Genomic DNA, 23,783 nt, shown 5'->3' with positions numbered 1-23,783 from the left:
AGATGCCACGTTTGCTGATTTTTTATACCAGCCGCTTGTTCTAATTGGCTTTGGAAGAGAAATAAGCCGTCATAACGCGGACTGCCGTCTCAAGCGCTTCCTCTTTCGGCTGCAGTTTGGCATGGTGGAGTCCGTAAGGTGAATCGACGCCGAGCCAAAACATGAAGCCCGGATACTTTTTCAGCATATAGCCGAAGTCCTCTCCTGTCATCGCTTCTTTTGAACGGATGACCTCTGCAAGGCCGTTTTCAGAAACGAACTTCATAAAGTCTTCAACTAAACCGCTTGAATTATAGACCTGATAATATGCTGCCGGATAGCTGACTTTACCGATGCATTGATAAGCCGTTTCCAGGCCGCTCACCATCGCCTCGATCCTTTTCTTCACCTGTTCCATTGATCCCGGGGACAGCGTCCTGATCGTCCCTTCAAGCCTTGCTTGCTGAGCGATAATGTTTTGTGCTGATCCGCCTGTAATCGTCCCGATGGTAATGACAGCACTGTCCAGCGGATCGACATTCCTGGCTACGATCGACTGCATTTGCGTAACGAGCGAACTGGCGGCGACCACCATATCTTCTGCAAGGTGGGGATATGCGGCATGCCCGCCCTTTCCTTCAAGTTCGATTACAAGCTCTGACGTATTGGCAAAGAGCAGCCCGCTTTTCGTTCCGATCGTTCCGACCGGGAGCTCAGGCGCGATGTGCAGCGCTGTGATCATGCTCGGCTCCCACTTTTTAAACAAATCGCTTTCAAGCATCGGTTCAGCGCCGCCCGGCCCTTCTTCAGCAGGCTGGAACAAAAACAACAGATCTTGTTTAACCGGGTTGCGGACGAAATGATCGATGATGCCGAGGGCAATCGTCATATGAAAATCATGCCCGCACGCATGCATCCGGTTCTGATGTATGGAAGAAAAAGAATATCCGGTATCTTCCCGAATCGAGAGCCCGTCCATATCCGCCCTGTAAGCCAAAATCTGTTCAGGGGCTGTCCCTTTAACCTTTACAAACAGTCCGGTTCTCCACTTTTCGATTTCAATCCGGTCTTCCGGATGCTTTAGTAAGTGGTTCAAAAGATAAGCCTGTGTCTTATATTCCTGAAAACCGAGTTCAGGAATTTGGTGCAGATCTCTGCGAATCGCTGCTAATTCGTCCAATTTCATCTTTCTAACCTCCCCGGCGATACGAAAATGCGTGGATTGTCACATCCACGCACTTTTCGCCGCCGCTTCTTAAAGCTGACGCAATTCCTGTTTGATTTCTGTTTTGCCTTTTGTTTTTTCATCGATGTCTTTGATTTTTTTCGCAGGCGTTCCGGCAACTACTGTGTAAGGTGCCACATCTTCCACAACGATTGCGCCGGCAGCAACGACGGCTCCTTTTCCGACAGTCACACCTTCAAGTACGACGGCGTTTGCACCGATGACGACATCGTCTTCAATAACGACAGGTTTTGCTGAAGGGGGCTCAATGACACCGGCAAGCACGGAACCCGCTCCAATGTGGCAGTTTTTGCCGACGGTAGCTCGTCCGCCCAGCACGACATTCATATCGATCATCGTTCCTTCGCCGATTACAGAGCCGATGTTGATGGAAGCTCCCATCATGATAACGGCGTTGTCGCCGATTTCCACTTGATCGCGGATGATCGCACCCGGCTCGATTCGCGCTTTAATATTTTTCAAATCGAGCGTTGGGATCGCCGAATTGCGGCGGTCGTTTTCGACAACATAGTCTTCAATTTTACCTTTGTTTGCTTCGAGCACAGCTTGAATCTCCGCCCATTCACCGAATACTACCCCAGTATGCCCTGTAATAAAAGGCTTGGCTGAAGCGCCGAAGTCAATTCCTTCAAGGTCGCCTTTCACATACACTTTAACAGGTGTTGATTTCTTACTATTTTGAATAAATGAGATAATCTCATTTGCATCCATCATTTTCATTATGTAAGTCCTCCTTCTCTTTTTCTCCTCATTACTGTATCAAAGGAAAGATTTAAAAACAAGAAAAAAAGGAAAGGGGGCGTCCCGTTTCCTTTTTTAGCAAATGTCATGCCGGCACTTCACATTTCTTTGCAAAATCCCTGCCGAATTGAAGCAGCATGTCTTCTTCTTCATCTTCCGGATTCATTTCGATTTTGACGGACGGAAGCACCGTGTCTCCGCCAAGCTCTTTGATTTTGTCCTCAAGTATGTCGACGGCACCGCAAAAATGCTCGTAAGAAGTATCTCCGGACCCGAAAACGGCAAACATCTTATCTGTGAAATCCATCCCTTCCATATCATCGTAAATATCCAAAAACTCATCCGGGAGATCCCCGTCGCCCCATGTATAAGCGCCAAATATCATATACTGATAATCGTTAAAGAGCGCCGCATCTACATCCATCGCTTCATGGCGGTCAACTTCGGCCCCGCCCTCAAGAAGGCCTTTCTCGATTAAATCGGCCATTGCTTCTGTATTTCCAGACATGCTTGCATAAACCAGCAAAACTTTCCCCATCGTTATTCCTCCTATAAAACGCTATAAAATCAGTGGGCTGCAGCAGGCTGTTCATAAGGCCTGACAAATTTGCATTCATAAAGACCCGCGCAAAAGAAGTTCTCCTTTTGATTGGCGACTCTGAATCCATGCCCTTTAATCGTGTCAAACCATTTCAGCTCTCTTTCAAAGAAATCAAGCCGGTAGATTCTTGAAAATCCGTCTCGGTCTTGAGCCGATGTGACATAGATGATTCCGTTGTCTTCGGACACATCCAGGAATGATTCTTCATTTTCAACAAGGCCCTGCCTGATTTGTATTTCATCATTCGTGTGGATGTTGACCAAATTGACGGCACCGTGATTTCCTTTTTTGGATCCCATCGCACAAACCAGCCATTCGCCTTCAAATGCGATCATCGAGGCGGTCATGCGGCCGGTTTCTTTTTTGATCAAACAAGCCGATTCTGCTGCCAAATCGTATGCCCAAACACCGCCGTGCACTTCATGAATCTGCGTTCCGATGTAAAGGCGCTCCTCATGGAGGCACAGAGAGCGGATAACGGGCGGATGACTCAAACCGGAAAACGGCTTGACGATTTTCCATGAGACGCCGAAATCCTCTGATATGTAAATGCAATGCTTCCCATGGGCACAAACAAAGCCGTCCGTTGTCCCTGTGATCGACCAAATCGTAGCGTTTGTCGGAAAGCTTGAGATTGACCAGGTTGCTCCTTGGTCAGACGATCTGATAATCGTTCCCCTCTCCCCTGCGCCGAATAAATAATCGCCGATATAGGTGATGGAACATATTTTGCTTTTTAATTGAAAGAGCTTTGTCCAGCCTTGCTCAAGTGAGTAGTGAAAAATCCCTTCCCGCTTGATGGCGACAAAGTAACCGGAATGCTTTGCCGAAGCGACGGCCGTCGCACCTTTATGAAACATGGGTCTCAGCCTGCCGCTTTTCGTGTTCTGCCCATCTTATAAAACCTTCGGCAAATTCCTTGCAGCACTCGGCATCTTCATCCGTTTCGGGGGCAAGTTCTATTTTCAAGGTCTCTCGATAAAGGTCGGCGCCGGTTCGTTCTAGCATGCTGTAAAACGTGTTGACCGCTTCGCAAAAGCGGGGGTATGCATAGTCGCCGGATCCGAAGCATGCCGCTTTCTTTCCTTTAAGGTCAAGCGAAGAGACCTCGTCGTAAAACGATTCCGCTTCATAAGGAAGATCCCCGTCTCCCCATGTGTAGGTGCCGATTAAAAGAAGATCGTATTCAGCCAATGAATCGGCATCGACATCATCCATTTCCTGAATTGCGACATCAAAACCGTTCTCCTTCAATGTATCTTTGATGATCATCGCGATATCCTCCGTGTTGCCGGACATGCTGGCATATGCAATTAATGCTTTAGACAACAGAATCACCTCTGAAATTGATAATGATTTTCATTATTATATAGATACACTTTAAATGATAATGATTATCAATGTCAATAAATCGCACAAAAAAAGCAGCCCTCTTTTTTGAGTCCTGCCTTTCTGATGTTTATTCAGTTGCCGTACATTCTTTCACAACCTCTACAAACGCCTGTACTTGCTTCAGTTGGAAAGCCGGCTCATAACCGAGCAGCCACGTATCTCTGCCGATTGCTTTTCCTTTAGCGTCAAGCAGCGGGATTTGATGAACATGGCTCCCGCTTCCGTGAAGCGTCACAGATGGAAGGATCGCATAGCCGATTCCGTGGAAAGCCATCTGTTTGCATGTTTCAATTTGGTCGACAATAATGGTCTGCTTTGGCGACGTTTTAAACTTTTGATGCCACCAGTGCTGAATTTCCTGATAGTACGTGCTGTCGCTTTTGAACTGGATGAACGGCCGTTCCGTTTTGGCAATGTCCTCAATGTTACGGATCTCTGTATCGACAAGGTACAATTCGTCCCGCATCAAGTAATGCTTCGGTCCTTTCCATTCCGGGTTTCCTCTGATAATGCCGACATGAACATGGTCTTCGTAGAGGCTTTTCAGCATTTCGCTGCTCCATCCGGTCACGAGCGAAATTTTCACGTTTGGATATTGTTTGACATAGGTTTTCAGAACGTTGGGAAGCCAATGCTGCCCAATGATCGAAGCGGCCGCCAATTTGAGCGTACCGTGAATCTCGCCCTCCAACTCATCGATATTCTCTCTCACTTTTTCCTGTTCCAATGTCACATCTTTTGCGAACTGGATGATTTTTTCTCCGGCAGACGTAACCGTCAGCCCTTTTTGCGATCTCAAAAAAATTTTCGTTCCCCATGATTTCTCAATGGTCTGCAGGCGTTGGGACAAAGCCGGCTGGGAAACAAACAGGCGTTCAGCCGCTTTCCGCATATTTAATTCTTCCGCCAGAACGACAAGCATGTGGAGCTCTTGAAGCTGCATGGACATTCCTCATTCCAATAAGTTTTTCTTATCATACATTTAATCAAACGGCTGTTTTTTAATCAAGCGGAAAGTCAGGCTTCGGAGAATGTGCGGAGGGTTTGGTGGAGCGCTGCAAATAAAAAATAGGCCGCTGCCGCGCCTATTTATTCAACGTTCTCAAATGCTTATTCAGCTGTTTTAACACGACACGCCTTGTAAATATGCCTTCGAAAACCTGCTCTTCATTTTCGACACATACAAACGCGTTGTTGATGACCAGTCCGAATCCTTTTAAGATCGGGTCGTCAATTTTCAAGCGTGGGATGTCTGTCAGCATGACTTCTTCAACATGAATCTTGTCAAGCTTCTCAAATTCGATTCGTTCCAAGCCGAAGATTTTATCCATGATCATATTCGTTCCGATTAATCCGTGCAAACGGAAAGAAGCATCAAGTACAGGGATCGCGGTATATCCGGTTTTCGTCAACACGAGAAGGGCATGTTCCAGATTATTTCCGACTTGAACATGGGCTACTTTATCAGCATCGATCATAAACTGACCTACTGTCGTTTCAAGAAGTTCATCTGATTGCATACTAATCATGATTTTTCGACTCCTTTTCAGCTTTAATCCATCAACGCATATTTTCCCTATACTACAATAATATAAACGATATCAATATTTGTCGAAAACTTTCCTTTCTTCCAAGGTCAGTTTATCATTCCATATCCTTTTAGGAAACAAAAAAGATACTCTAATGAGTATCAATTGATATAATCTGACCTAATTTTCAGACCGGACACGGTCGTATAAGGTAACCAGTTTTTTATATGTCAGGCTATCCACATTTTTTGTACCCGTTTCTATATCATTGATCTCACTGCTTAGTAGCTCTACGGCATACTCATGGTCCAAAAGTACGTTCAGCAACAGTTTTCTCTCTTCTTCTGAAAAGCGTTCCATTCTTAACCAGCCCCCTAATTGATTTAGCTAGAGTCAGAAACAATATGTTCTCTCTAGTTTCTATAGGGCTAGAATATGAAATTGCAATTCAAACGTCAACCGCACATTTCGACATCTGTTCGATTTTCTTTCAAACAATTATTTTGTGTACCGGTTTGCATAGCTTGAAGCTGTATAGGAGTCAGGTTTAATTTTGGCACAGATTCCCATGGAGGTGATCCGGCCCGTCATTTCCTGGATTAAATCCTTTGTCATTCCTTTTTTTCCGATATCCAAATGAACTTCAAGGGTTAAATCTGCTCCCTCGTCTGTAAACGGAAGAAGCAGATCCATAATTTCATTAAAGTAATCATTTAAAAGATATGCGGCAATCTCTTGGCTGTAAGCTGTTTCAAGCGATATTTTCTCCCTGAGGCTATGTATCGGTCTGTTGACAACCGTGTTTTTCAGACAGCCCCACGCTCCTTTGCCCTTGCGGTGCAAATGGATAGCCGTGATAAACTTTGTGCAGTTCTGATGGATTTGCGAGTCTGTTCCGACGGACAGCAGATAGCTTGCCCGCGGATCTTGGCGTATGAACGCCTTCAGTCTCCCGATCACTTCAGGAAATGTCATTTGATCTTCAGAAAGATTATAAAAAAGAAAAGAATCAGCCATTGGAATGCCCCTTTTCATTTTTGATCTGCACCGAAGATGGAACGATTCGTCTGTCTGCTATCCTTTTTTGGTCGGTATATTTTTCAAGCTGAACCCGCAGCTGTCACATCTGTAAATTACATTCTGATTGGACTGGGCTGTCAGCACTTGATCCATATGCTCGGTTGTTTTGCAATTCGGACAAATAACGCTTGGAAAAGCTTTCATGCCATATCCTCCTATTGCTGAAGCAGTTCAAAGATTTCGATTGAAATCATATCGATGTTGTCAAACGGAAATGTGGTAGGCTTATCGCCTTTTTGATAAACTGTCAGCTCAAATGTTTGGTTTTTTTCAAAATATTTTACGCTGCAAATTTTTTCTCCGTTTACTTCAAAATTGCGCTGCGTCGGTTCTCCGGCAGCCTCCGCAGTCTCCTGCAGGCTCTGCAGTCTCGTGATGATACCCATTAATTGTGACATTCTAAAAAAGACTCCTTTCAAAAAAACAACTTCAGGATCAACAAGTATTAATTATAATACAAGTTCTACACGCATCATACCACAAAGTATCAGCCGATGACATTTTTCCTTTCTGATCATGAAAAAGAAAAACCGCTTTTCATAGTTTGAGTTTTCTTTTTTCATGTCATACATGAAAAATATTTTTTTGACTGCAGAGGAGCCTTTTTAACCACCAATTTAGATTTATGGGGCAACAGGATTGTCTTATTCCTGTCCCACACCTAAAGCCCAAAAATCCCGCAGCCATTTGCAATGCAGGATTCCACGCAAATAAAAAACTTGGCGGGGGCAGCGCCAAGTTTTTTAAAACCTTGATCTGATAGAGGGGTTGGGGAACAGAGAGGTTCATCTCTCTATAATTAAATGATAATGATTATCAGTATCATTGTCAATGAATTTTTTAAAAATTCTTTTTCTAGCTGAAAAGTTCGGCCAATGTCCAGTTAACATCGATGACAAACAGCGGGAATACAGCGTGGTCTTCTTTCTTGTTATCCGCAAAATTCGAGTTTGTTTCTTTCTCATCCGGTTGTTCGGCCATCATGTCTTCTCCAGCCGGTTTTGTATCAGATTGGCCGATAGCCGTTACTTTGAAGCTGCCGCCGATATTCTCCAGCGTCACCGTCTGATAATTTTTTTGATATGAAACAGGAGCGCCGTCTTGATCTCCAACACATTCATATACGGTATAGCTTCCGTCTTTCACCGCCACTTTTGTGTTTTCATCATAGCTGAAGAAAGGGATTGCAACTTCCGGCGCGTCTGTCCCGTAAAAAATCCACCCCGCTTGTTCGGGAAAGGCGTTCGCCTCTACGTACTTCGCTGCCATGGTGTGTTCCATATAAGGTTCCAAGAGGGATAACATGTCTGTTTTCGTTCTTTCCTTCTCGGTCAGCTGAAAATGGACGTCAGATACGGATTGAAGGGTCTCAAATAACGACGTTCTTGTCGGTTTTTCTCCGGCTTCGGCAAAATCCGCACAGAGGAATACAAAAGCAGCAGTCAATAGTCCGCACAGTAAGGATGACCAAACGTTCTTCATATGATCCGCCCCTTTTTTAGCATATATATATTCACATTTTCCTTTATATACGCAAAGCAAACCTCTCGGGATTCATTTTTTTGAAAAGAAAAAGCGGCGAAAGGCCGCCGCTTAAATTAATCCGTCTTGTTCGTATAAATAGGAGTAGGACAGGTCAATGAACAGATACACTTCTTCATCCATCGGATAGGAAAACGTTCTGATCATTTCCCCCGTTTCGATATCGCTGTACAAATCGCTGAAAAACCCTTTTCTCATCGTTCTCATCCTCATGATATTCTCGAGAAAATAAGGGCGCCAGCTCCAGTTTTTGCCGATGTACTCAGGCTGAAATATCCATGCTCCGTCATGTTTAAACACGTTTTTCGTCAGCTGAATCCCGTCTTCATCGCACATGTAAATTCTAAAGCTGCAATCGGTCAGTTCTTTTCCGAGATTGAAGAGAAACTCATCGTCTGACTGAGCCGTTTTCTTCAGCGATGTGACAAGCTGATGAATCCGTTTGTAAAACTGCTCAGAGTGGTCGTACAGAATGGTTAGCTTTTTCTTCTCACGCGTGATAAATTGGTGAAACTCGGCCTGCAGCCGGTCCTTTAATACATTCCGTTCGATGAATTCATCCTTCGGCAGTTCAAGATACTGCCCCTGAAAATACCGGCCACCGTTTCTCCATGCGTATTGCAGCTGAAAGCTCGCCTCAATATCTTCGTAAAGCAATGCGGCGCCGATTTTTCTGGCAAGGAGCGATATGCTGTAAAGCACATATTCATAGGATGGCGAAGGAGAAGACAGCTTGAGCGGCTGAAGGTCGATCTTTAACAGATCCGGGGAAAGAAGAGCGATTCTGTCGAGATTGCTGCTTTCTTTTCCGATATTATCAACAGCGACTTTAATTCCGTATGTACGGTAATAGGTCAGCAAATGATGCAGCTGTTCAATATCCCCTTCAAACTTTTGCTCCGTGATTTCGATAACGAAACGGCTGAGCTCGAGCCCTTTATCCTGATATTCCATCAACAGGTCGAGGAACGATTCACCGTGATCCATCATCAGCACATTTGCATCTTGATTGATGAAGATGAGCAGGTCGCGACCGCTCTCCAAAAAATAATCAAGCGCCTGGCGGATCACCTTGAGATCAACCTCTTTCTTGTATTCTTCCGGAATTGTCGGATCAGAAAAAAACGGCCCGAGGCTCTTCACTTCAGATTCTACCTTGATACGCCCCAGCACTTCATAGCCGATCACCTTTTGTTCTTCAGCACTGAAGATCGGCTGATAGTATGGAATGATATCTTCAATGTTCGTTAAAATATCGAGTGGATCCAACATGGCATATCACCTGCTTCTAATCTTTGTCTGATTATACCATACCGGCCCGCACCTTTGAATTTGAAATCTTAAAACGGACGGGGATTCAGCCATTGACCGCCGTCCATCGTCACACACTCCCCGTTGACATATCCCGCCTGTTCAGAAAGCAAAAATGCGGCGAGTCCCGCGATTTCTTCAGGGGTTCCCAGCCTGTTGAGCGGAACGCTTTTGATTGTCGCGCGCGCGGCTTCTTCCGATTCAAACAATTTTTCGGCACCGCCCGTCCGCTCGATCGGACCGGGCGCGATGGCATTGCACCTGATCCCGTATGCACTTCCCCACTCGACTGCAAGCGTCCTCGTCAGCGACAGCACACCTGCTTTGGCCGCCGCGGAATGAACGACACCGGCACCGGCGCCCCATGCATATGTCGCGACCATATTTAAAATCTGGCCGCGTTTCTTTTCCTTAATCCAGTAGCGGCCGGCTGCCTGACTGCAATAAAATGTGCCGTTCAATACGATATCGATGACCGCCTTCCAGCCGTTGACCGACAGTTTTTCAGCAGGGCAGATAAAGTTCCCTGCGGCATTGTTAACCAAAGCGTCGATCGTGCCAAAGCGTCCTGCCGTCTCTGTGATCATCTGTTCCACATCTTCAACAGACCTGACATCCATCCGGCATACAGCCACCTGCCCCGCAAATGTTTCAATTTCTTCTTTGGCCGCTTCAAGCGTTTCTTGTGTTCTGCCTGTAATCATCACATTCCAGCCTTCTTCAGCCTGCTTTTTGGCGATCGCTTTTCCCATTCCGCTCGACCCGCCGGTCACGATTACAACTTTTCTGTCCATATCCATCCCCCTTGTCATGAATGAGTATTCATTCAATTCATAGTTTATCATATTAGTTAAAAAAAATTAACAAAACACGCGGACTGTCCTAAAACGGCTTTTCTGGATGATATAATGTAGAGATTCTATTAAAGGTTGGTTGCTTATGAAAAATCCGTCCAGAAGACAATTTTTAAAAGGCTTCTTAGGCCTTGCTGCAGCAGGGCTCTTTACCGCTGCCGGCGGCTTGGGCTATGCGCGCTATCTCGAACCGCACATGCTTGAAACGAACTTGATTCCCATTCGGCATCGGCTCATTCCTAAAGGGTTTGACCAGTTTCGGATCGTTCAGTTCAGCGACACCCACTTAAGCGAATACTTTACAGCAGACGAGCTTTCAAATGTTGTCAGCCAAGTAAACGCCCTCTCCCCGGACCTTATCGTATTCAGCGGGGATTTAATAGATAAACCGCATCGCTACCGGGAACACGAGCGTGCTGTCAACGCCTTAAAAAAGCTTGCGGCCCCCTATGGAAAGCTTGCCATATTCGGAAACCATGATCACGGCGGTTATGGAACAAAAGTCTATCAGACGCTCATGGCATCCGCCGGTTTTCGGGTGCTGCGAAACGACTTCATGAAGCTTGAATTGATAGACGGAAGCGTCATTGAGATCGCTTCACTCGATGATTTGATGCTCGGCAGGCCTGACTATGAAGGCATCCTGTCAAAGCTGAGCGAAAAAGCCTTCTCGATTTTGCTCGTCCATGAGCCGGACGCTGCTTTAACGGCAAAACAATACCCCGTCAATTTGCAAATATCCGGACACACCCACGGCGGACAAATTCAGATTCCCGTATTCGGTCCTTTAATCACGCCTCCGTACGGAGAAATTTATACGGAAGGGATGTATGAAACAGCCGGAATGAAAATCTATGTCAATCGAGGAATCGGCACGACCAGGCTGCCGCTCCGCTTTCTGTCAAAGCCCGAAATCACCGTCTTCCAACTTGAATCCATTTAAATTTTGACCGGCCTTTTGGCTCAAAACGCAAGACATCTGCATACATTAAGTAAAAACATTCCCGCTCCTTTCATCCAATCCCCATTAAAAAAACGAAACTTCCCCAGCCTCTTTCCGTCTATATATTAGCAGCGGAAAAGGCTCTCTTTTCGTTTTGAAAAGGAGATGTGCTGATTATTGCTGATGTACCAAGTAAAACCCGGAGAAACTCTGGAAAGCATCGCCGCCGATTTCAGAACGACCCGGCAGGCTTTGCTGCAGGCGAATCCGGGCTTAAACGGCGGCCAAGTGTCCGCAGGCCAATCGATTATCATTCCCGGCATTAGAAACCCGGACACAATCCCTTACCGGATTGTCGTGTCTCTCAGCGGGAGAACGCTCAGATTATATGAGCAAGACAGACTTGTAAAAACATATCCGATTGCCGTCGGAAAAATCCTCACACAGACGCCGAGAGGCGAATTTGTCATTGTCAACCGGCAGCCAAATCCGGGCGGCCCGTTCGGCGCCTACTGGCTGAGCCTCTCAAAGCAGCACTACGGCATCCATGGAACGAATAACCCGGCGTCAATTGGCAAAGCTGTTTCAAGGGGATGTATCCGCATGCACAATCAGGATGTTCTGGAACTTGCTTCTATCGTACCCAACGGAACCCGAGTGTCCATTACACCTTAGGCCAGTACATTTCCAGACAAATGCAATTTGAACAATCCAACATCTTGTATTAAGATATAATGGGACCTTTAGGGTAAGGAGCGTATATATGGATCTTTTTAAAAATCGTAATTTCGTCCGACTTTTTTTCGCAGCTTTCGCTTCTCAAATGGGAACGACAGTCGGAAATATGGCTTTCGCTTTTTTCTTGCTCGACCGGTTCAGCAGCCAGCCGGCCTACACGACAATCGCCGAGCTGATGTATTCCTTGCCGACGGTTTTTGTATTCTTTATCGTCGGGGTGGTCGCTGACCGTTTTGACCGCAAGAAAGTCGCGGAAAACTGTGATTGGATCAGAGCGGGACTGACTGTCGTTCTTTTCTTTGTACTGTATCTTCAGATCATACCGCTTGTGTTTTTAGTTCTATTTATCAGAAGCGCGGTTACAAAATTTTTCTACCCGGCCGAAGCAAGTTTGGTCCAGGCCATTTTAAGAAAGGATCAGTATGCAAAGGCAGCCGGACTGAACCAGATGCTTTTCAGCCTGTTTCTATTGTTCGGTGTAGGAATTGGAGCGTTTATGTACAAGACGATCGGCCTGCATGGAGCTATCGCTCTTGATTTTGTGAGCTTTATCGTATCCGGCTTTTTAATCCGTTCCTGCAATATTCCGCTTGAAGCGCGGCAGCCGAACGGGCAAAAAGGCTGGAAAAACATGACCGTCAAAGATTCGATGCGCGATTTTAAGGAAGGCATCGTTTATATATTAAAAAATAAATTGCTTGCCTCTCTTGTATTCGGATATTTTATCTTCGGGCTTGTCAGCGGCGGACTTTCGGTTCTGCCGATGTTTAAAATGAAGTATGAGCTGTCCCCTGACAGTTATGAGTGGCATACCTCCCTCTTTACAATCGTACTCGGTATCGGACTTTTGACAGGGATTGCCGTCGCCGCTCTGCTTGAAAAAAAAGTGAAGCCGGCATACATGATGTCAGTCCCGATTTTTATTGCGGGTGGCTTTATCATTCTGCTTGGCTTTACAGATCAATTGCCCGTATATTACTCGGCTGCGTTTCTTGCCGGGATATGCATCGGGCCGATCAACACGGCGCTTGGCGGCTGGATTCCCAAAATCGTCCACCCGAGGCTGATGGGAAGAGTCAGCGGGTGGACCGATCCGCTGACAATGCTGGCTCAATCCTCAGCGCTTGGCGTGATCGCTGTTCTATTCCCGGGGATCATCGCCAATGTCGATTATATATATTACGGTTTGGCGGGAATTATTCTGCTGGCAGCGATGTACTATTTTATCGTCCTGCCTAAATTAAGCGCCGAGAGTGCGGAAATCGACGTTCAAGCGGCGCTGAAGAGACAAAAAAATACAAAAGCGAAAATGAACTCTGTTTTATAAAGATGAAAACGCGCGATTCCTTAAAAAATCGTGCGTTTTTTCTATGAGATATTTGCATTTTCTGTTCTATTTCGTATAATTTAGACATAAGCCTTGCATCTTTAGGAGGTGATCTAGAAACGAATGGATAGGAGAGAAAAGATGGACGACCATAATCATACGAAAGAATTAAAACCGACAGTTGAAAACCTTTCAAAAGCGATTTATACAGTTAATCGTCATGCGAAAACTGCGACTAATCCCAAATACCTGTATCTTCTGAAAAAGAAAGCTTTGCAAAAGCTGCTTAATGAAGGAAAGGGTAAAAAGGTAGGACTTCACTTTTCGAAAAATCCAAGATTCAGCCAGCAGCAGTCAGATGTGCTGATTTCTCTCGGAGACTACTTTTTTCACATGCCTCCAACAAAAGAAGACTTCGCAAGCCTTCCACACTTAGGTACATTAAATCATTCGTATCGGAACCCTAAAGCTCATATGTCCTTGAATATAGCGAAACAGCTTCTTCAAAACTACACGGGAATTAAGGAAAAACCGCTCGTCACAAACCGGAAGCGCCCTGCCTCAAAGCCCGTCTTCAAGAAGCTTGGCGAAAGCTATTTTTAATAAAAAAAGCCTCAAAAAGAGGCTTTTTTTATTTCTTGAAAATATATTTATCAAGCTTTTCGATCAGTTCGTTGAGCTCTGGCTTGCTGATTTGTTCGTCAGCTCCGACTTGTTCCCCTTTATGGCGAAGATCGTCTGTAATCAAAGAAGAGAAAATCAAGATCGGCAGCTCCGAACTCAGCGGGTTATCTTTTAACAGCTTTGTGAGCCGGTGTCCATCCATCTGCGGCATTTCAATATCCGTGATCATGAGATCGACTTTTTCGTGAAGGGCTGTGCCGTCTTCCATCAATTGAAGCACATGTTCGTAAGCCTCTTTTCCGTTTTCAAAAGACACGATGTTGTTATACCCTGCTTCATTCAGCTTTTCCACCAAAAGCCGCAAGAGGAGCGGAGAGTCTTCGACAATCATCAGCTTTTTGTCAGTCCGTCTCTGATCAAATTTTTCATCTTTCATTTGATAAGGGTCCGTACCTGACTCAGACTCAAGATCAAAAATGATTTTTTCGTAATCAGGCAGGAAAATCATTGTGCCGTCGAGCTTAATGATGCCGGTAAGGTGACGGTCCATTCCTTGATTTAAAGCGGTCGGCTTCTCGATTTCTTCCCACGACACCCGGTGAATCTGCGAAACCGATCCAGTGTGAAAGACGATTTTCCGCTTGTTGAATTCCGTCACAATGTATTTTTCTTGATGCTCGTCCTCACCGTGTTCGACGCCGAAGAAAGAGAATAAATCAATGACGGGAAGAATTTCCCCGCGCAATGTGATCATGCCCTCCATATGCTTGTGCGAATGAGGCACTTTCGTAATGTCAACCGGCTGAATGATTTCTCTGACTTTCATGACATTTATGCCGAAAATGTTGAGACCAACTTCGAACTTCACGATTTCTAATTCATTGGTTCCCGAACTTAATAAAATTTCCTGTTGGTTTGAAGACACTGATATCCCTCTCTATCCTACTTTGTGTTTACTTTTTATATCGGCGTCTTTTGTTAAAAGTTGATGCTCTGGGTTAAGCTTTTGCCTTAACATTTTGATGAATGATCAGGCCGATCGCTGCCAATAACACTAAAGATCCGAAAGCCATTCTGCTGGCCATGTTCCCTAAATCCCTGAACAGCAAAGTAATCGATCCGTACAGGACCGGACCGAAAATGGAAGAGATTTTCCCCGACAAAGCAAACAATCCGAAAAATTCGCCTCTTTTATGCTCGGGCGTCAGTTCGATAATCAGTGTCCTTGATGCGACCCATGTGCCTCCAAGCGAGATACCGAAAAGGCTTCCCGCAATCCAAAACAAGACTGTTGACGTCGTGCATGCTCCAATCGTCAAAGCGGTGATCATAATGGCGGCGACAAGACTGACTGCGTGTTTAGCGCCGATCTTTTTTGTTACAAAGCCGAGCAAAAATGAACCGATGATGCTTGAGACCGTTGAAACAAGGTAAAGTAATACAAATTGACCGGTCGTAAAACCGATGACCGTTTTTGAATAAACCGCCATCATGGCTATTGCTGTAGCAAGCGCATCATTCAGGAAAAAGTAGGCGATCATGAACAAGAAGACCGGTTTGTACAGGCGAATGTCCTTGAACGTCTGCACGATTTCCCTGTATCCGCTGAAAAACGATTTTTTTTCTTTCGGTTCCGGTTTTCTTTTCTCTTTCGTGAAGAGCAAATACGGAAGTGAAAAAAGTAAAAACAAGAGAGCCGACGGGATGAAAGCACGGTGAAAATCCTGGTTCCCGACCAGAAGGTAAACCGTTAAGCCGGCCAAAGTACCGATATATCCGATCGCAATCCCGAATCCTGATAAGAGAGGAATTTCTTCTTTTGTACCCAAATCAGCCAAAATCGTATCATAAAACACCAAGCTTGAATGATAGAAAAACTTTGCGGTCACAAACATGACAACAACAAGGATCAAAGATAACGGAAGCCCGTATATGTCCTTCTGAAACGAAGCGCCCGCAAAAACCCCCATTAAGATGGTACACAAAACACAAATCATCGTAAACAGACCGATGTATTTTTTCTTTCTGCCCGTCCGGTCAATCAACACCCCGAATAAAGGCGTGAAAATGACGAGCAGGAAGCTTGCGGCTGCGTTCGAATAGGAGATAAAAGTGCTTGCCACCTGATTCATGCTGGCGTTTTCGCCGACTGCCTCCTGCAAATAAAAAGGAAAAAAGATCGTCACAATGTTTGATGAAAAAATCGTGTTTGCAAAATCGTATAACGCCCAAGATAGAATCGGCAACGTCAAAAAGAGCTTGATTCCCGTTCTTTGCGCCCGCTTTACAGCTTGTTCACGTTCCGGCTGAGTATCCATCTGGATTGATGCCTCCTTATTTTTATTCCTGCCGTGAAACATTTTCCTGAACAAGACAGCACGCATTCATGCTGAAAGCGTGCTGTCTTTTACCCGTTATTTTTTTACGACAATGGTTCCTGCCAACATATCATGAAGCGCCTGGCGCCTTTCTGTGAAAAAGGCCATAATGTAGCCGACCAACAAAATCGGAGAAAGAAAGCTTTTGGCCAGAAACCTTCCGGCCGCACGGCCGAAAGAGATTCTTCCGCCTTCTGCTTTCGCCACCTGAACGTTCATGATTTTCTTGCCGAGCGTCCCTTGCCATTTGGATGATTCCATCAGCGTGTAATAAAGAAAATAAACAATAAAAGTAATACTTCCAACGATCGCTATGGTTTTGAACATGCTGATGATAAACGTAAAGATTTCCTGATCGCTCAAATACTCGGGATCAGTCTCCATCATGAGCATGATATCCGAATTTCCCAACATCAACGCCGCTGTTAAAACGTACGTGAAAATATATGCGGGAATCCCGAGAATCAATCCGTCGAGCAGGGAAGCTACAAAACGCGCGCCGATTCCGGCATACTCGCTCCTTTCAGGAGCAGTTTCGTGTTTGTCTAATTCCAATTCCAATGTGCTTTTCCTCCTAACATCTTGACTTCTATATACTACTAAGATTCGCTGAATATTATCAATACGTATCACGTTTTTTTAAAGTTAAATTAATGTACGGCTCACAAGTTTTTCATTGACTTTGACATTTATCGTGTTACAATGGTCAAGGATTTTTCAGGAAAGGTGTTTATGATGGGAACAATTGTAACGATTAAAAATCATGAAATGACCATTTTAGAAGGGGTCAGCCGTGCCGTTTACACAGAAATGCTCAAGGATGCTTCAGACAGTGAAGAACAAATATATATTTCGTGGAAAGAAGATGTTGACTTCGATTACGGCTACTAAACGAAATATAACGTAAGACAATCGTTTGATTGTCTTATTTTTCTATCTGCTGCCATCCGCATGTCCGCATACCTTGCATTGTTTTGCATATACTTGTTACGAGTTTTTATAAAATTGATTGATTAAAAGATGACAATTGGTCTGATGATGGTAAAATAAGATAAACCATAACATTTTTAAGGTGATGCTAAATGGAACATTTGCTTAATCCAAATGTAAAAGAAATCGAAATCTCAGGGATCCGCAAGTTCTCAAACCTTGTATCCCAGTACGAAAACGTAATCTCTTTAACAATCGGCCAGCCTGATTTCTTCACCCCCCACCATGTCAAACAGGCCGCCAAAAAAGCGATAGATGAGAATCAAACATCTTACACTCACAACGCCGGATATCCCGAACTGAGGCAGGCTGTACAGCTTTATATGAAGAAAAAAGCCGATTTAAATTATGAAGCGGAAAGCGAGATCATTGTGACGACCGGAGCCAGCCAGGCCATCGATTCGGCATTCCGCACGATTTTATCACCTGGCGATGAAGTCATTCTTCCGGGGCCGGTATACCCCGGATACGAGCCGATCATCAAAATGTGCGGAGCGTCTCCATTGATCATTGACACCACGTCTCACGGCTTTAAGCTGACAGCAAAATTGATCGAGGAAGCGCTGACGCCGAAGACAAAATGTGTTGTTCTTCCTTATCCGTCAAATCCGACGGGAATGACGCTGTCCGAAGAAGAGCTGAAGGACATCGCCTCCCTTTTAAAAGGTCGAAACGTCTTTGTGCTTTCGGATGAAATATACAGCGAACTCACTTTTGACAGACCGCACCACTCCATCGCGTCTGTGTTAAGGGACCAGACGATCGTCATCGGCGGACTTTCCAAATCCCACAGCATGACAGGCTGGAGAATCGGATTTTTGTTCGCGCCGAAGGAAATCGCCAAACATATTTTAAAAGTCCATCAATACAACGTATCATGCGCTTCATCGGTCTCTCAAAAAGCAGCTCTGGAAGCCGTCACCAACGGGTTTGATGATGCGCTGATCATGCGCGAGCAATATAAAAAACGGCTTGACTACGTGTACGACAGACTTGTGACAATGGGCCTCGATGTGATTAAACCGTCGGGAGCATTCTACATTTTCCCGTCCATCAAATCGTTTGGAATGTCTTCCTTTGATTTCTGCATGTCGCTTCTTGAGGAAGAGGGGCTTGCGATCGTGCCGGGCAGCTCGTTTTCTGAATACGGGGAAGGCTATGTGAGGATCTCTTACGCATATTCTCCTGATACGCTAAGGGAAGGTCTTGACCGGCTGGAGTCCTTTGTTTTCAATAAAAGGCAGTCGATACAGACTACGTAAACAACGGCTTTTACGCCGTTGTTTTTTATTTTGGAAATGAAATCTTAAATGTCGTGCCTTTTTCTGCTTTGCTGTCGACTTCGATTGTTCCGTTGTGATTTTCGATGATATTGAAGGTGACCATCAAACCGAGGCCTGTTCCTTTTTCCTTCGTCGTCAAAAACGGCTCGCCGATTCGCTTCATGACATGTTCAGGTATTCCTTCTCCTTCGTCCTCCACCTCGACGATGACCGAATCTTCGGTTTCTCTGACGGTCAAATGGACCGTACCGCCGTTCGGCATGGATTCGACGGCGTTTTTGATCAGGTTGATAAACACTTGCTTTAATTGATTTTGATCCCCTTTAATATAGATATTGTCCGGGAGGATCGTATTGATCAAAATGCCGTTTAAGTTGGCCTGCGTTTCTAAAAGGGCCGTCACTTCGCGGATCAGCCTGATCAGATCTAGCTTTTCTTTCAATGCGTTTTGCTGCGGCTTTGCCAGCATGAGAAGCTCGCTCAAGATCAGTTCGATTCTGCTTAATTCGGAAAAGATAATATTAAAATAATGTTCATTTTCTTCCATCGTGGGCTTCATCAGCTGTAAAAACCCTTTGATCGCGGTGAGCGGATTGCGGATTTCGTGGGCGATCCCGGCTGCAAGCTGTCCGGCGATCGACAGTTTTTCCGAACGGACCATCAGCTCCTCGGTCTGCTTGCGTTCAGAAATATCCCTTAAAATCACCTGAACGGCCGTTTCCCCGAAAAATGTCGTAGGGATGCAAACCATTTCTGTATAGATGAGCCTTTTTTCAAATGTATACCACGTCTGCTTTATGATTTCAGATTCGGATTTTCGGTCTGTAATCCGTTTCAGCCTCGCTTTGACATCTTCGTGATCGCACGGATGCAGATGTTCATAAATATCTTTGCCGATTAAATCCTCATACGTCTTTGCTTCAAACAGACGAATGCCTGATTCATTCATAAAGACCCATCTACCTTTATGAATAACGGCTATCGTATCGATTGAGTTTTGAATCAAGAGCTGATAGCGCTCCCTGCTTTTTTGCAAAATGGTCTGAAATTTCTTCCTCGATGAAATGTCAATGAGCAGGAGCAGCTCCGCTTTCTGTTTTTGATAAATGGTCGGTGCCGCCTTGACTTCGAGGTGAATCTGCGTGCCGTCGAGCTTATGCCAAGTTTGCTCGATCATTCCGACATCAAGTCCCTGCTGCATCCGCTTGATACGGTTTTTGACGATGTCATGGTACTCTTTCTCGATAAAATCGTAGGAATACTTTCCGATAATTTGCCGTTTGTGCTCGGCTCCGAGCAGGTTGACCATGGCGTCATTGACGTAGACTATTTCCCCTTGAACGCTGATGCACAGAGGGTTTGGCAAGCCTTCCACCATGGCTTCGAATTCCTCTTTTGCCGGCAGCCTGGCAGCTTCTTCCGGTGTGTCTTCCTCTTTTATGGAGCTGCTTTTCTTAGAGGGACGGTCTTCAAACACTTTCATTTTGAGTACAATCTCGCGTTCTTTTTCTCCAACATGGGTCGTCACGAAATCGATCGATGCTTCGATCCAGATCATCGTGTAGTCTTTTTTCACAAATCTGAAGGTGCAAGGCAGCAAATGATGCTCATTGTAAAAATAGCTTTCTACCAGAAAAAGATCGTCTTCGTGTAAATAGTCCTTCAAATACGTACCGATCAGTTCATTCTGCTCGTAGCTTAAGAGCTCTTTGCAATTTGCAGATATGTATATAAAACGGCCGTTAGCTGACAGGACTGCCTGTAAATTCATATGGGGCTTATATTGCTCAAAACGTTTTGTTTTTTGTTCCATCATATCCCTCCTTTATACCCTATTCATGACCAGCATTCATTAAAACTATTTTGCTTAAAAGGATTCGCTAAAATGCGAGAAATCTCCTTCAAAACTTCTAGCATTCGTCAAATTTTGATAACAAAAAAAGAACCCGGAAAAAAATCCGTGTTCTTTTTTGTCTAATCCTTGCTGTATTTTTTTTGCAGATCGACATAGGCTTTGACGATTTTGGCGGCGATGTTTTTGTTGATTCCGCCTTTATCAGTGGTCATAGACGGAACAACAACGCTGAAAGCAACCTCAGGATTTTTCGAAGGATAGTAACCGGCAAAGGTTAGGTTGTAACTCATCGTTCCCCACCAGCTTCTGTTCGTGCCGTAGTAAGGTGCCTGTGCCGTTCCGGTTTTGCCTGATACATCAAGTGAACCGAATGTCCCGGCTGCCGTTCCCCCTGGCTGAGTGACCCGTTTCAAACCGGTTTTCACGATTTCAATATCGCTTTGGGAGTTGTTGATTTTGTTGAGCACATTGGCAGAACGCTCTTCAATGACAGGTCCGAGCTTTTCGCTTTCAGGTTGGTGAATGCTTTTCACGACTCTCGGCTGCACTCTGTAACCGCTGTTGGCAATCGCAGACATATATTGAGCGAGCTGCAAAGGCGTGTACGTGTCAAACTGGCCGATTGCTTCATCAAGAATAAGTCCTCCGACAAGAGGAGGGGTCGTCTGCATTCCTGCCGACTCCTGCGGCAAGTCTACTCCTGTTTTCACTCCGAGTCCGAACTGGTTGTAGTAGTATCTCATCTTCTTTAAGTCCTCAATATCTGCCGGAAGGGCGCCGTAAGGTTTATAAGTGACTCCTGCAATCCTCATGGCCACATGAAACATATAAACGTTTGAACTTTTTTGAAGCGCTTTGACTTCATCGGTCCAGCCGATGTTGTTTCCTGTATAAGAACCTTTTGTTACTTTACCCGCAAAGTGTAGCTTCTGGTCCAAATACATCTGCCCATGCGGCATACCGTCCTGATAGCCGGCCAGCACGGTCGCACCTTTGACTGCCGATCCCATTTCATACTGGGTCGTAAACGCGCCGATTGAATAGTCGGTGATTTTGCCGTCGACGATTCGTTTTCCGGCCATGGACAGAATGTCTCCGTTATTCGGATCCATCATGACGACGAACGCTCTGTCCAGCATGTAGTTTGAGCCGCGGAATTTATTAAGCTCCTCTTCGATCGCTTCTTCGACTTTCTTTTGGAGCTCCATGTCGAATGTCAGCTGCAGATCGTAGCCGCGTCTTCCTTCATCAACCGTTTCCTGGCTGATGACCTTGCCTGAGCGGTTTTCTGTATATTGCACTTTCGCTTTTTTCGGATTTAAATATTCTTCATATTGATACTCGAGATAGCTTTTTCCCACTCTGTCATTCCGGGCATATCCCCTTGTCAGGTAAAAGTCTTCCCGGTCCTTGATAAGCCCTTGCTCAGGCGTTGTGACGCCTCCGAAAATGGAGTAGAGCGTTTTTTCATAAGGATATTTCCTGGTCCAGTCCATGATGACGTCAACGCCGGGAAGCTCTTCAAGATGCTCGGAAACGCGTGAGACTTCCTCATACGTTAAATCGTTGGCCGGCATCTGTTTTGAAGCCTTCTCATCAAGGAGCTGTGCGTCGTTTTTACCAGCGGTTTTCGGGCTCATCGCTTTGACGATTTGCGGCTCATACGCATAGCCGCCTGAAAACCTTCTGAAAATCGCGGCGACTTTAAGCTCGTCTTTGTCCTTTTCCAGCGCTTTGATCTCTTCCGCCGGAACGCGGTCCACCTGCAGCTTGTATGTTTGATCAGACTTGAGGGTTTTCTCGCCGTCTTTCAGAAGTGCAGCAGCTTTTTTCGGATGTCTGGCAAGCCAGTAATCTTTCAAATCTCTTTCTTTCAGAAACGAAGTATCGATATCGATCAATTCTGCGAGTTTTTTGGCTGTGCTGATTTTTTCCTCCGTTTTTGTGCTTGTCATCATCGTATATGTGATCGCGGGAACGCTTTGGTTGTCGACAACCACCCGCCCGTATCTGTCATACATTTTACCCCGCGGCGCCGGGTATGACGCAATTTTCGCCTCGGTTTTCGAAGCTTCCTGCTCATACGCCTCTCCATTGACGATTTGCACGAGGCCCAGCTTGACAATCAGCGCAGCGAACAAAGTGAACACCGCAAAGAAGTACAGGTTGATCCGCCATAAACGCGAACGCCTGCTCTTTTTGATTTCAGCCGGATCATGTTGAGATTCTGTCACTGAAACTCTCTCTCCTCTCACAATATTCAATTTTTACATTAATTAACTGAGATATATTGTAACACTTTTGTAATGGTTGTTACAATCTAAAGTTTTTAAAAAAGCTGTCAATCTCTTTTTATATTAAAATTTAACTAACACATTTAAATTTTACCACGTTTATGACAAGACGCGTAAAAGAGCGATCTGGTTGCATATTGGCAGCAAAGGGTTTTTCTTTTTTTATGTCAAAATTAACAATAATACCTTGTCAAAGGGAATATATGGATCTATTATTTCAAAAAAGCCGTGTTATGATTCTAGTGTACGAAACAACAACAACTATAACATTTAGGAGGATTACTGTTTATGAAAAAAGCTTTTCTTTTATCAGCAGCAGCTGCAGCAACGCTCTTCACATTCAGCGGCGTTCAACACGCAGACGCTAAAGAGCAGCAGCAAGTACAAGTCAAAACCGTTCATTCCATAAATGTAACTGATCTCGCGGGTAAACTGAATATCCAAAACATGAACCAGCTTTCTAAAGCTGACCAGGAAAAAATTCAGTCCCTGCTTCATTCTTATAAGAAACAAGCCACTCAACAGCCTAAAGCTTCTGCACCGAAGTCTTCTGCACCTAAAGCTTCGAAGCCTGAAAGCACGCAGACTCAAAAACAGGAAGCTTCAAAGCCTGCGGCTTCAAAAGAGCAGACTTCACAGCAAAAGCAAAATACAGCGCCTTCATCTTCTTCTGTAAGCGCGTATGAAAAAGAAGTTGTTGAGCTGACGAATGCGGAAAGAAAGAAACAAGGGCTAAAACCTCTTACTTTGGATGAAAAACTGAGCAAGGTTGCCCGCACGAAATCTCAAGATATGAAAGATAACAATTACTTTGATCACAACAGCCCGACTTACGGTTCTCCATTTGACATGATGAAGAAATTCGGCATCACATACCGCACTGCCGGAGAAAACATCGCGAAAGGCCAAAAAACGCCTCAGGAAGTTGTCAAAGCTTGGATGAACAGTGAAGGTCACAGAAAAAACATTATGAATCCTAACTTCACGCATATCGGTGTTGGATATGTGAAAGACGGCAACTACTGGACTCAGCAGTTCATCGGAAAATAAGAACCAGCAAAAAACCACTTGCATTG

25 protein-coding genes and 1 pseudogene are annotated in these 23,783 nt (G+C 45.0%); 7 read left to right on the top strand and 19 right to left on the bottom strand.

Annotated features, from left to right (window positions below; all coding sequences use genetic code 11):
- Positions 1-40: 40 nt before the first annotated feature.
- The 14 genes from KI350_RS03770 to fadH all read right to left on the bottom strand — a co-directional run bounded on the left by KI350_RS03770 (position 41) and on the right by fadH (position 10,215).
- On the bottom strand, positions 41-1,165 hold the full coding sequence (locus KI350_RS03770) for an N-acetyldiaminopimelate deacetylase (protein WP_020451206.1): 1,125 nt from the start codon (positions 1,163-1,165) through the stop codon (positions 41-43).
- Positions 1,166-1,234: 69 nt separating this feature from the next.
- Positions 1,235-1,945: a 2,3,4,5-tetrahydropyridine-2,6-dicarboxylate N-acetyltransferase gene (dapD, locus tag KI350_RS03765; RefSeq protein WP_020451205.1), complete on the bottom strand. Its 711-nt coding sequence runs from the start codon at positions 1,943-1,945 to the stop codon at positions 1,235-1,237.
- 106 nt (positions 1,946-2,051) lie between these two features.
- On the bottom strand, positions 2,052-2,504 hold the full coding sequence (locus KI350_RS03760) for a flavodoxin (RefSeq protein WP_020451204.1): 453 nt from the start codon (positions 2,502-2,504) through the stop codon (positions 2,052-2,054).
- A gap of 29 nt (positions 2,505-2,533) precedes the next feature.
- Positions 2,534-3,427: a WD40/YVTN/BNR-like repeat-containing protein gene (locus tag KI350_RS03755; RefSeq protein WP_023857288.1), complete on the bottom strand. Its 894-nt coding sequence runs from the start codon at positions 3,425-3,427 to the stop codon at positions 2,534-2,536.
- Entirely contained in the window at positions 3,417-3,896 is a 480-nt protein-coding gene (locus KI350_RS03750; RefSeq protein WP_020451202.1) for a flavodoxin, read from the bottom strand. Before KI350_RS03750 ends, KI350_RS03755 begins: the two co-directional genes overlap by 11 nt.
- Before the next feature lie 130 nt (positions 3,897-4,026).
- Positions 4,027-4,902 carry a transcriptional regulator CcpC gene (locus KI350_RS03745; RefSeq protein WP_023857289.1) on the bottom strand — a complete coding sequence of 292 codons (876 nt, stop codon included), beginning with the start codon at positions 4,900-4,902 and terminating at the stop codon, positions 4,027-4,029.
- Between the two features lie 142 nt (positions 4,903-5,044).
- The gene (cbpB, locus tag KI350_RS03740) at positions 5,045-5,488 is read right to left on the bottom strand and encodes a cyclic-di-AMP-binding protein CbpB (protein WP_020451200.1); all 444 of its coding nucleotides are present in this window, start codon (positions 5,486-5,488) and stop codon (positions 5,045-5,047) included.
- A 180-nt stretch (positions 5,489-5,668) separates the two neighbouring features.
- Positions 5,669-5,848 (bottom strand): antirepressor AbbA, encoded by a 180-nt coding sequence (abbA, locus tag KI350_RS03735; RefSeq protein WP_003181305.1) that lies wholly within the window; start codon positions 5,846-5,848, stop codon positions 5,669-5,671.
- Positions 5,849-5,986: 138 nt separating this feature from the next.
- Positions 5,987-6,505, bottom strand: a complete 519-nt coding sequence (locus KI350_RS03730; protein WP_020451199.1) for a ribonuclease H-like YkuK family protein — start codon at positions 6,503-6,505, stop codon at positions 5,987-5,989.
- Positions 6,506-6,562: 57 nt separating this feature from the next.
- The gene (locus KI350_RS03725) at positions 6,563-6,712 is read right to left on the bottom strand and encodes a hypothetical protein (RefSeq protein ID WP_020451198.1); all 150 of its coding nucleotides are present in this window, start codon (positions 6,710-6,712) and stop codon (positions 6,563-6,565) included.
- A gap of 11 nt (positions 6,713-6,723) precedes the next feature.
- Positions 6,724-6,966 (bottom strand): YkuJ family protein, encoded by a 243-nt coding sequence (locus KI350_RS03720; RefSeq protein ID WP_003181299.1) that lies wholly within the window; start codon positions 6,964-6,966, stop codon positions 6,724-6,726.
- Between the two features lie 457 nt (positions 6,967-7,423).
- Complete coding sequence (locus KI350_RS03715) at positions 7,424-8,050, bottom strand: DUF3993 domain-containing protein (RefSeq protein WP_212930437.1); 627 nt, start codon at positions 8,048-8,050, stop codon at positions 7,424-7,426.
- A gap of 111 nt (positions 8,051-8,161) precedes the next feature.
- Positions 8,162-9,382 (bottom strand): EAL domain-containing protein, encoded by a 1,221-nt coding sequence (locus KI350_RS03710; RefSeq protein WP_065644034.1) that lies wholly within the window; start codon positions 9,380-9,382, stop codon positions 8,162-8,164.
- A gap of 68 nt (positions 9,383-9,450) precedes the next feature.
- Complete coding sequence (gene fadH / locus KI350_RS03705) at positions 9,451-10,215, bottom strand: 2,4-dienoyl-CoA reductase (RefSeq protein WP_065644033.1); 765 nt, start codon at positions 10,213-10,215, stop codon at positions 9,451-9,453.
- A 145-nt stretch (positions 10,216-10,360) separates the two neighbouring features.
- Between fadH and KI350_RS03700 the strand changes: the two genes are divergently transcribed.
- From KI350_RS03700 to KI350_RS03685, 4 genes are all read left to right on the top strand, one after another.
- The gene (locus KI350_RS03700; protein WP_065644032.1) at positions 10,361-11,218 is read left to right on the top strand and encodes a metallophosphoesterase; all 858 of its coding nucleotides are present in this window, start codon (positions 10,361-10,363) and stop codon (positions 11,216-11,218) included.
- A gap of 177 nt (positions 11,219-11,395) precedes the next feature.
- Complete coding sequence (locus KI350_RS03695; RefSeq protein ID WP_081303567.1) at positions 11,396-11,893, top strand: L,D-transpeptidase family protein; 498 nt, start codon at positions 11,396-11,398, stop codon at positions 11,891-11,893.
- Positions 11,894-11,981: 88 nt separating this feature from the next.
- Entirely contained in the window at positions 11,982-13,283 is a 1,302-nt protein-coding gene (locus tag KI350_RS03690; RefSeq protein ID WP_065644031.1) for an MFS transporter, read from the top strand.
- Between the two features lie 141 nt (positions 13,284-13,424).
- Positions 13,425-13,886, top strand: a complete 462-nt coding sequence (locus tag KI350_RS03685; RefSeq protein WP_020451191.1) for a YkyB family protein — start codon at positions 13,425-13,427, stop codon at positions 13,884-13,886.
- Positions 13,887-13,914: 28 nt separating this feature from the next.
- Here the strand turns inward: KI350_RS03685 and KI350_RS03680 are convergent, their stop codons facing one another.
- The 3 genes from KI350_RS03680 to KI350_RS03670 form a co-directional block, all read right to left on the bottom strand.
- Positions 13,915-14,832, bottom strand: coding sequence for a chemotaxis protein (locus KI350_RS03680; protein ID WP_065644030.1), 918 nt, complete (start codon positions 14,830-14,832; stop codon positions 13,915-13,917).
- 73 nt (positions 14,833-14,905) lie between these two features.
- A complete protein-coding gene (locus KI350_RS03675; RefSeq protein ID WP_020451189.1) occupies positions 14,906-16,225 on the bottom strand; it encodes an MFS transporter in 1,320 nt (439 codons plus the stop codon).
- A 96-nt stretch (positions 16,226-16,321) separates the two neighbouring features.
- Positions 16,322-16,846, bottom strand: coding sequence for an RDD family protein (locus KI350_RS03670; protein ID WP_020451188.1), 525 nt, complete (start codon positions 16,844-16,846; stop codon positions 16,322-16,324).
- A 171-nt stretch (positions 16,847-17,017) separates the two neighbouring features.
- On the opposite strand from KI350_RS03670, the gene KI350_RS03665 reads away from it, so the two are divergent.
- Both KI350_RS03665 and KI350_RS03660 read left to right on the top strand, forming a co-directional pair.
- Positions 17,018-17,176, top strand: a complete 159-nt coding sequence (locus KI350_RS03665; protein WP_165583461.1) for a hypothetical protein — start codon at positions 17,018-17,020, stop codon at positions 17,174-17,176.
- A gap of 191 nt (positions 17,177-17,367) precedes the next feature.
- Positions 17,368-18,548: pseudogene (locus KI350_RS03660) on the top strand (aminotransferase A); the annotation flags it as partial.
- A gap of 14 nt (positions 18,549-18,562) precedes the next feature.
- Here the strand turns inward: KI350_RS03660 and KI350_RS03655 are convergent.
- Positions 18,563-20,371, bottom strand: a complete 1,809-nt coding sequence (locus tag KI350_RS03655) for a PAS domain-containing protein (RefSeq protein WP_065644029.1) — start codon at positions 20,369-20,371, stop codon at positions 18,563-18,565.
- 161 nt (positions 20,372-20,532) lie between these two features.
- Entirely contained in the window at positions 20,533-22,647 is a 2,115-nt protein-coding gene (locus KI350_RS03650; RefSeq protein WP_065644028.1) for a peptidoglycan D,D-transpeptidase FtsI family protein, read from the bottom strand.
- Positions 22,648-22,995: 348 nt separating this feature from the next.
- Here KI350_RS03650 and KI350_RS03645 point away from each other — a divergent pair, with 348 nt between their 5' ends.
- Positions 22,996-23,757, top strand: coding sequence for a CAP domain-containing protein (locus tag KI350_RS03645; RefSeq protein WP_020451183.1), 762 nt, complete (start codon positions 22,996-22,998; stop codon positions 23,755-23,757).
- The last annotated feature ends 26 nt before the right edge of the window (positions 23,758-23,783 follow it).

This window comes from Bacillus sp. J41TS8 (genome assembly GCF_018333035.1).
Taxonomy (GTDB): domain Bacteria; phylum Bacillota; class Bacilli; order Bacillales; family Bacillaceae; genus Bacillus; species Bacillus paralicheniformis.
This window is presented reverse-complemented; position numbering and strand designations above follow the sequence as displayed.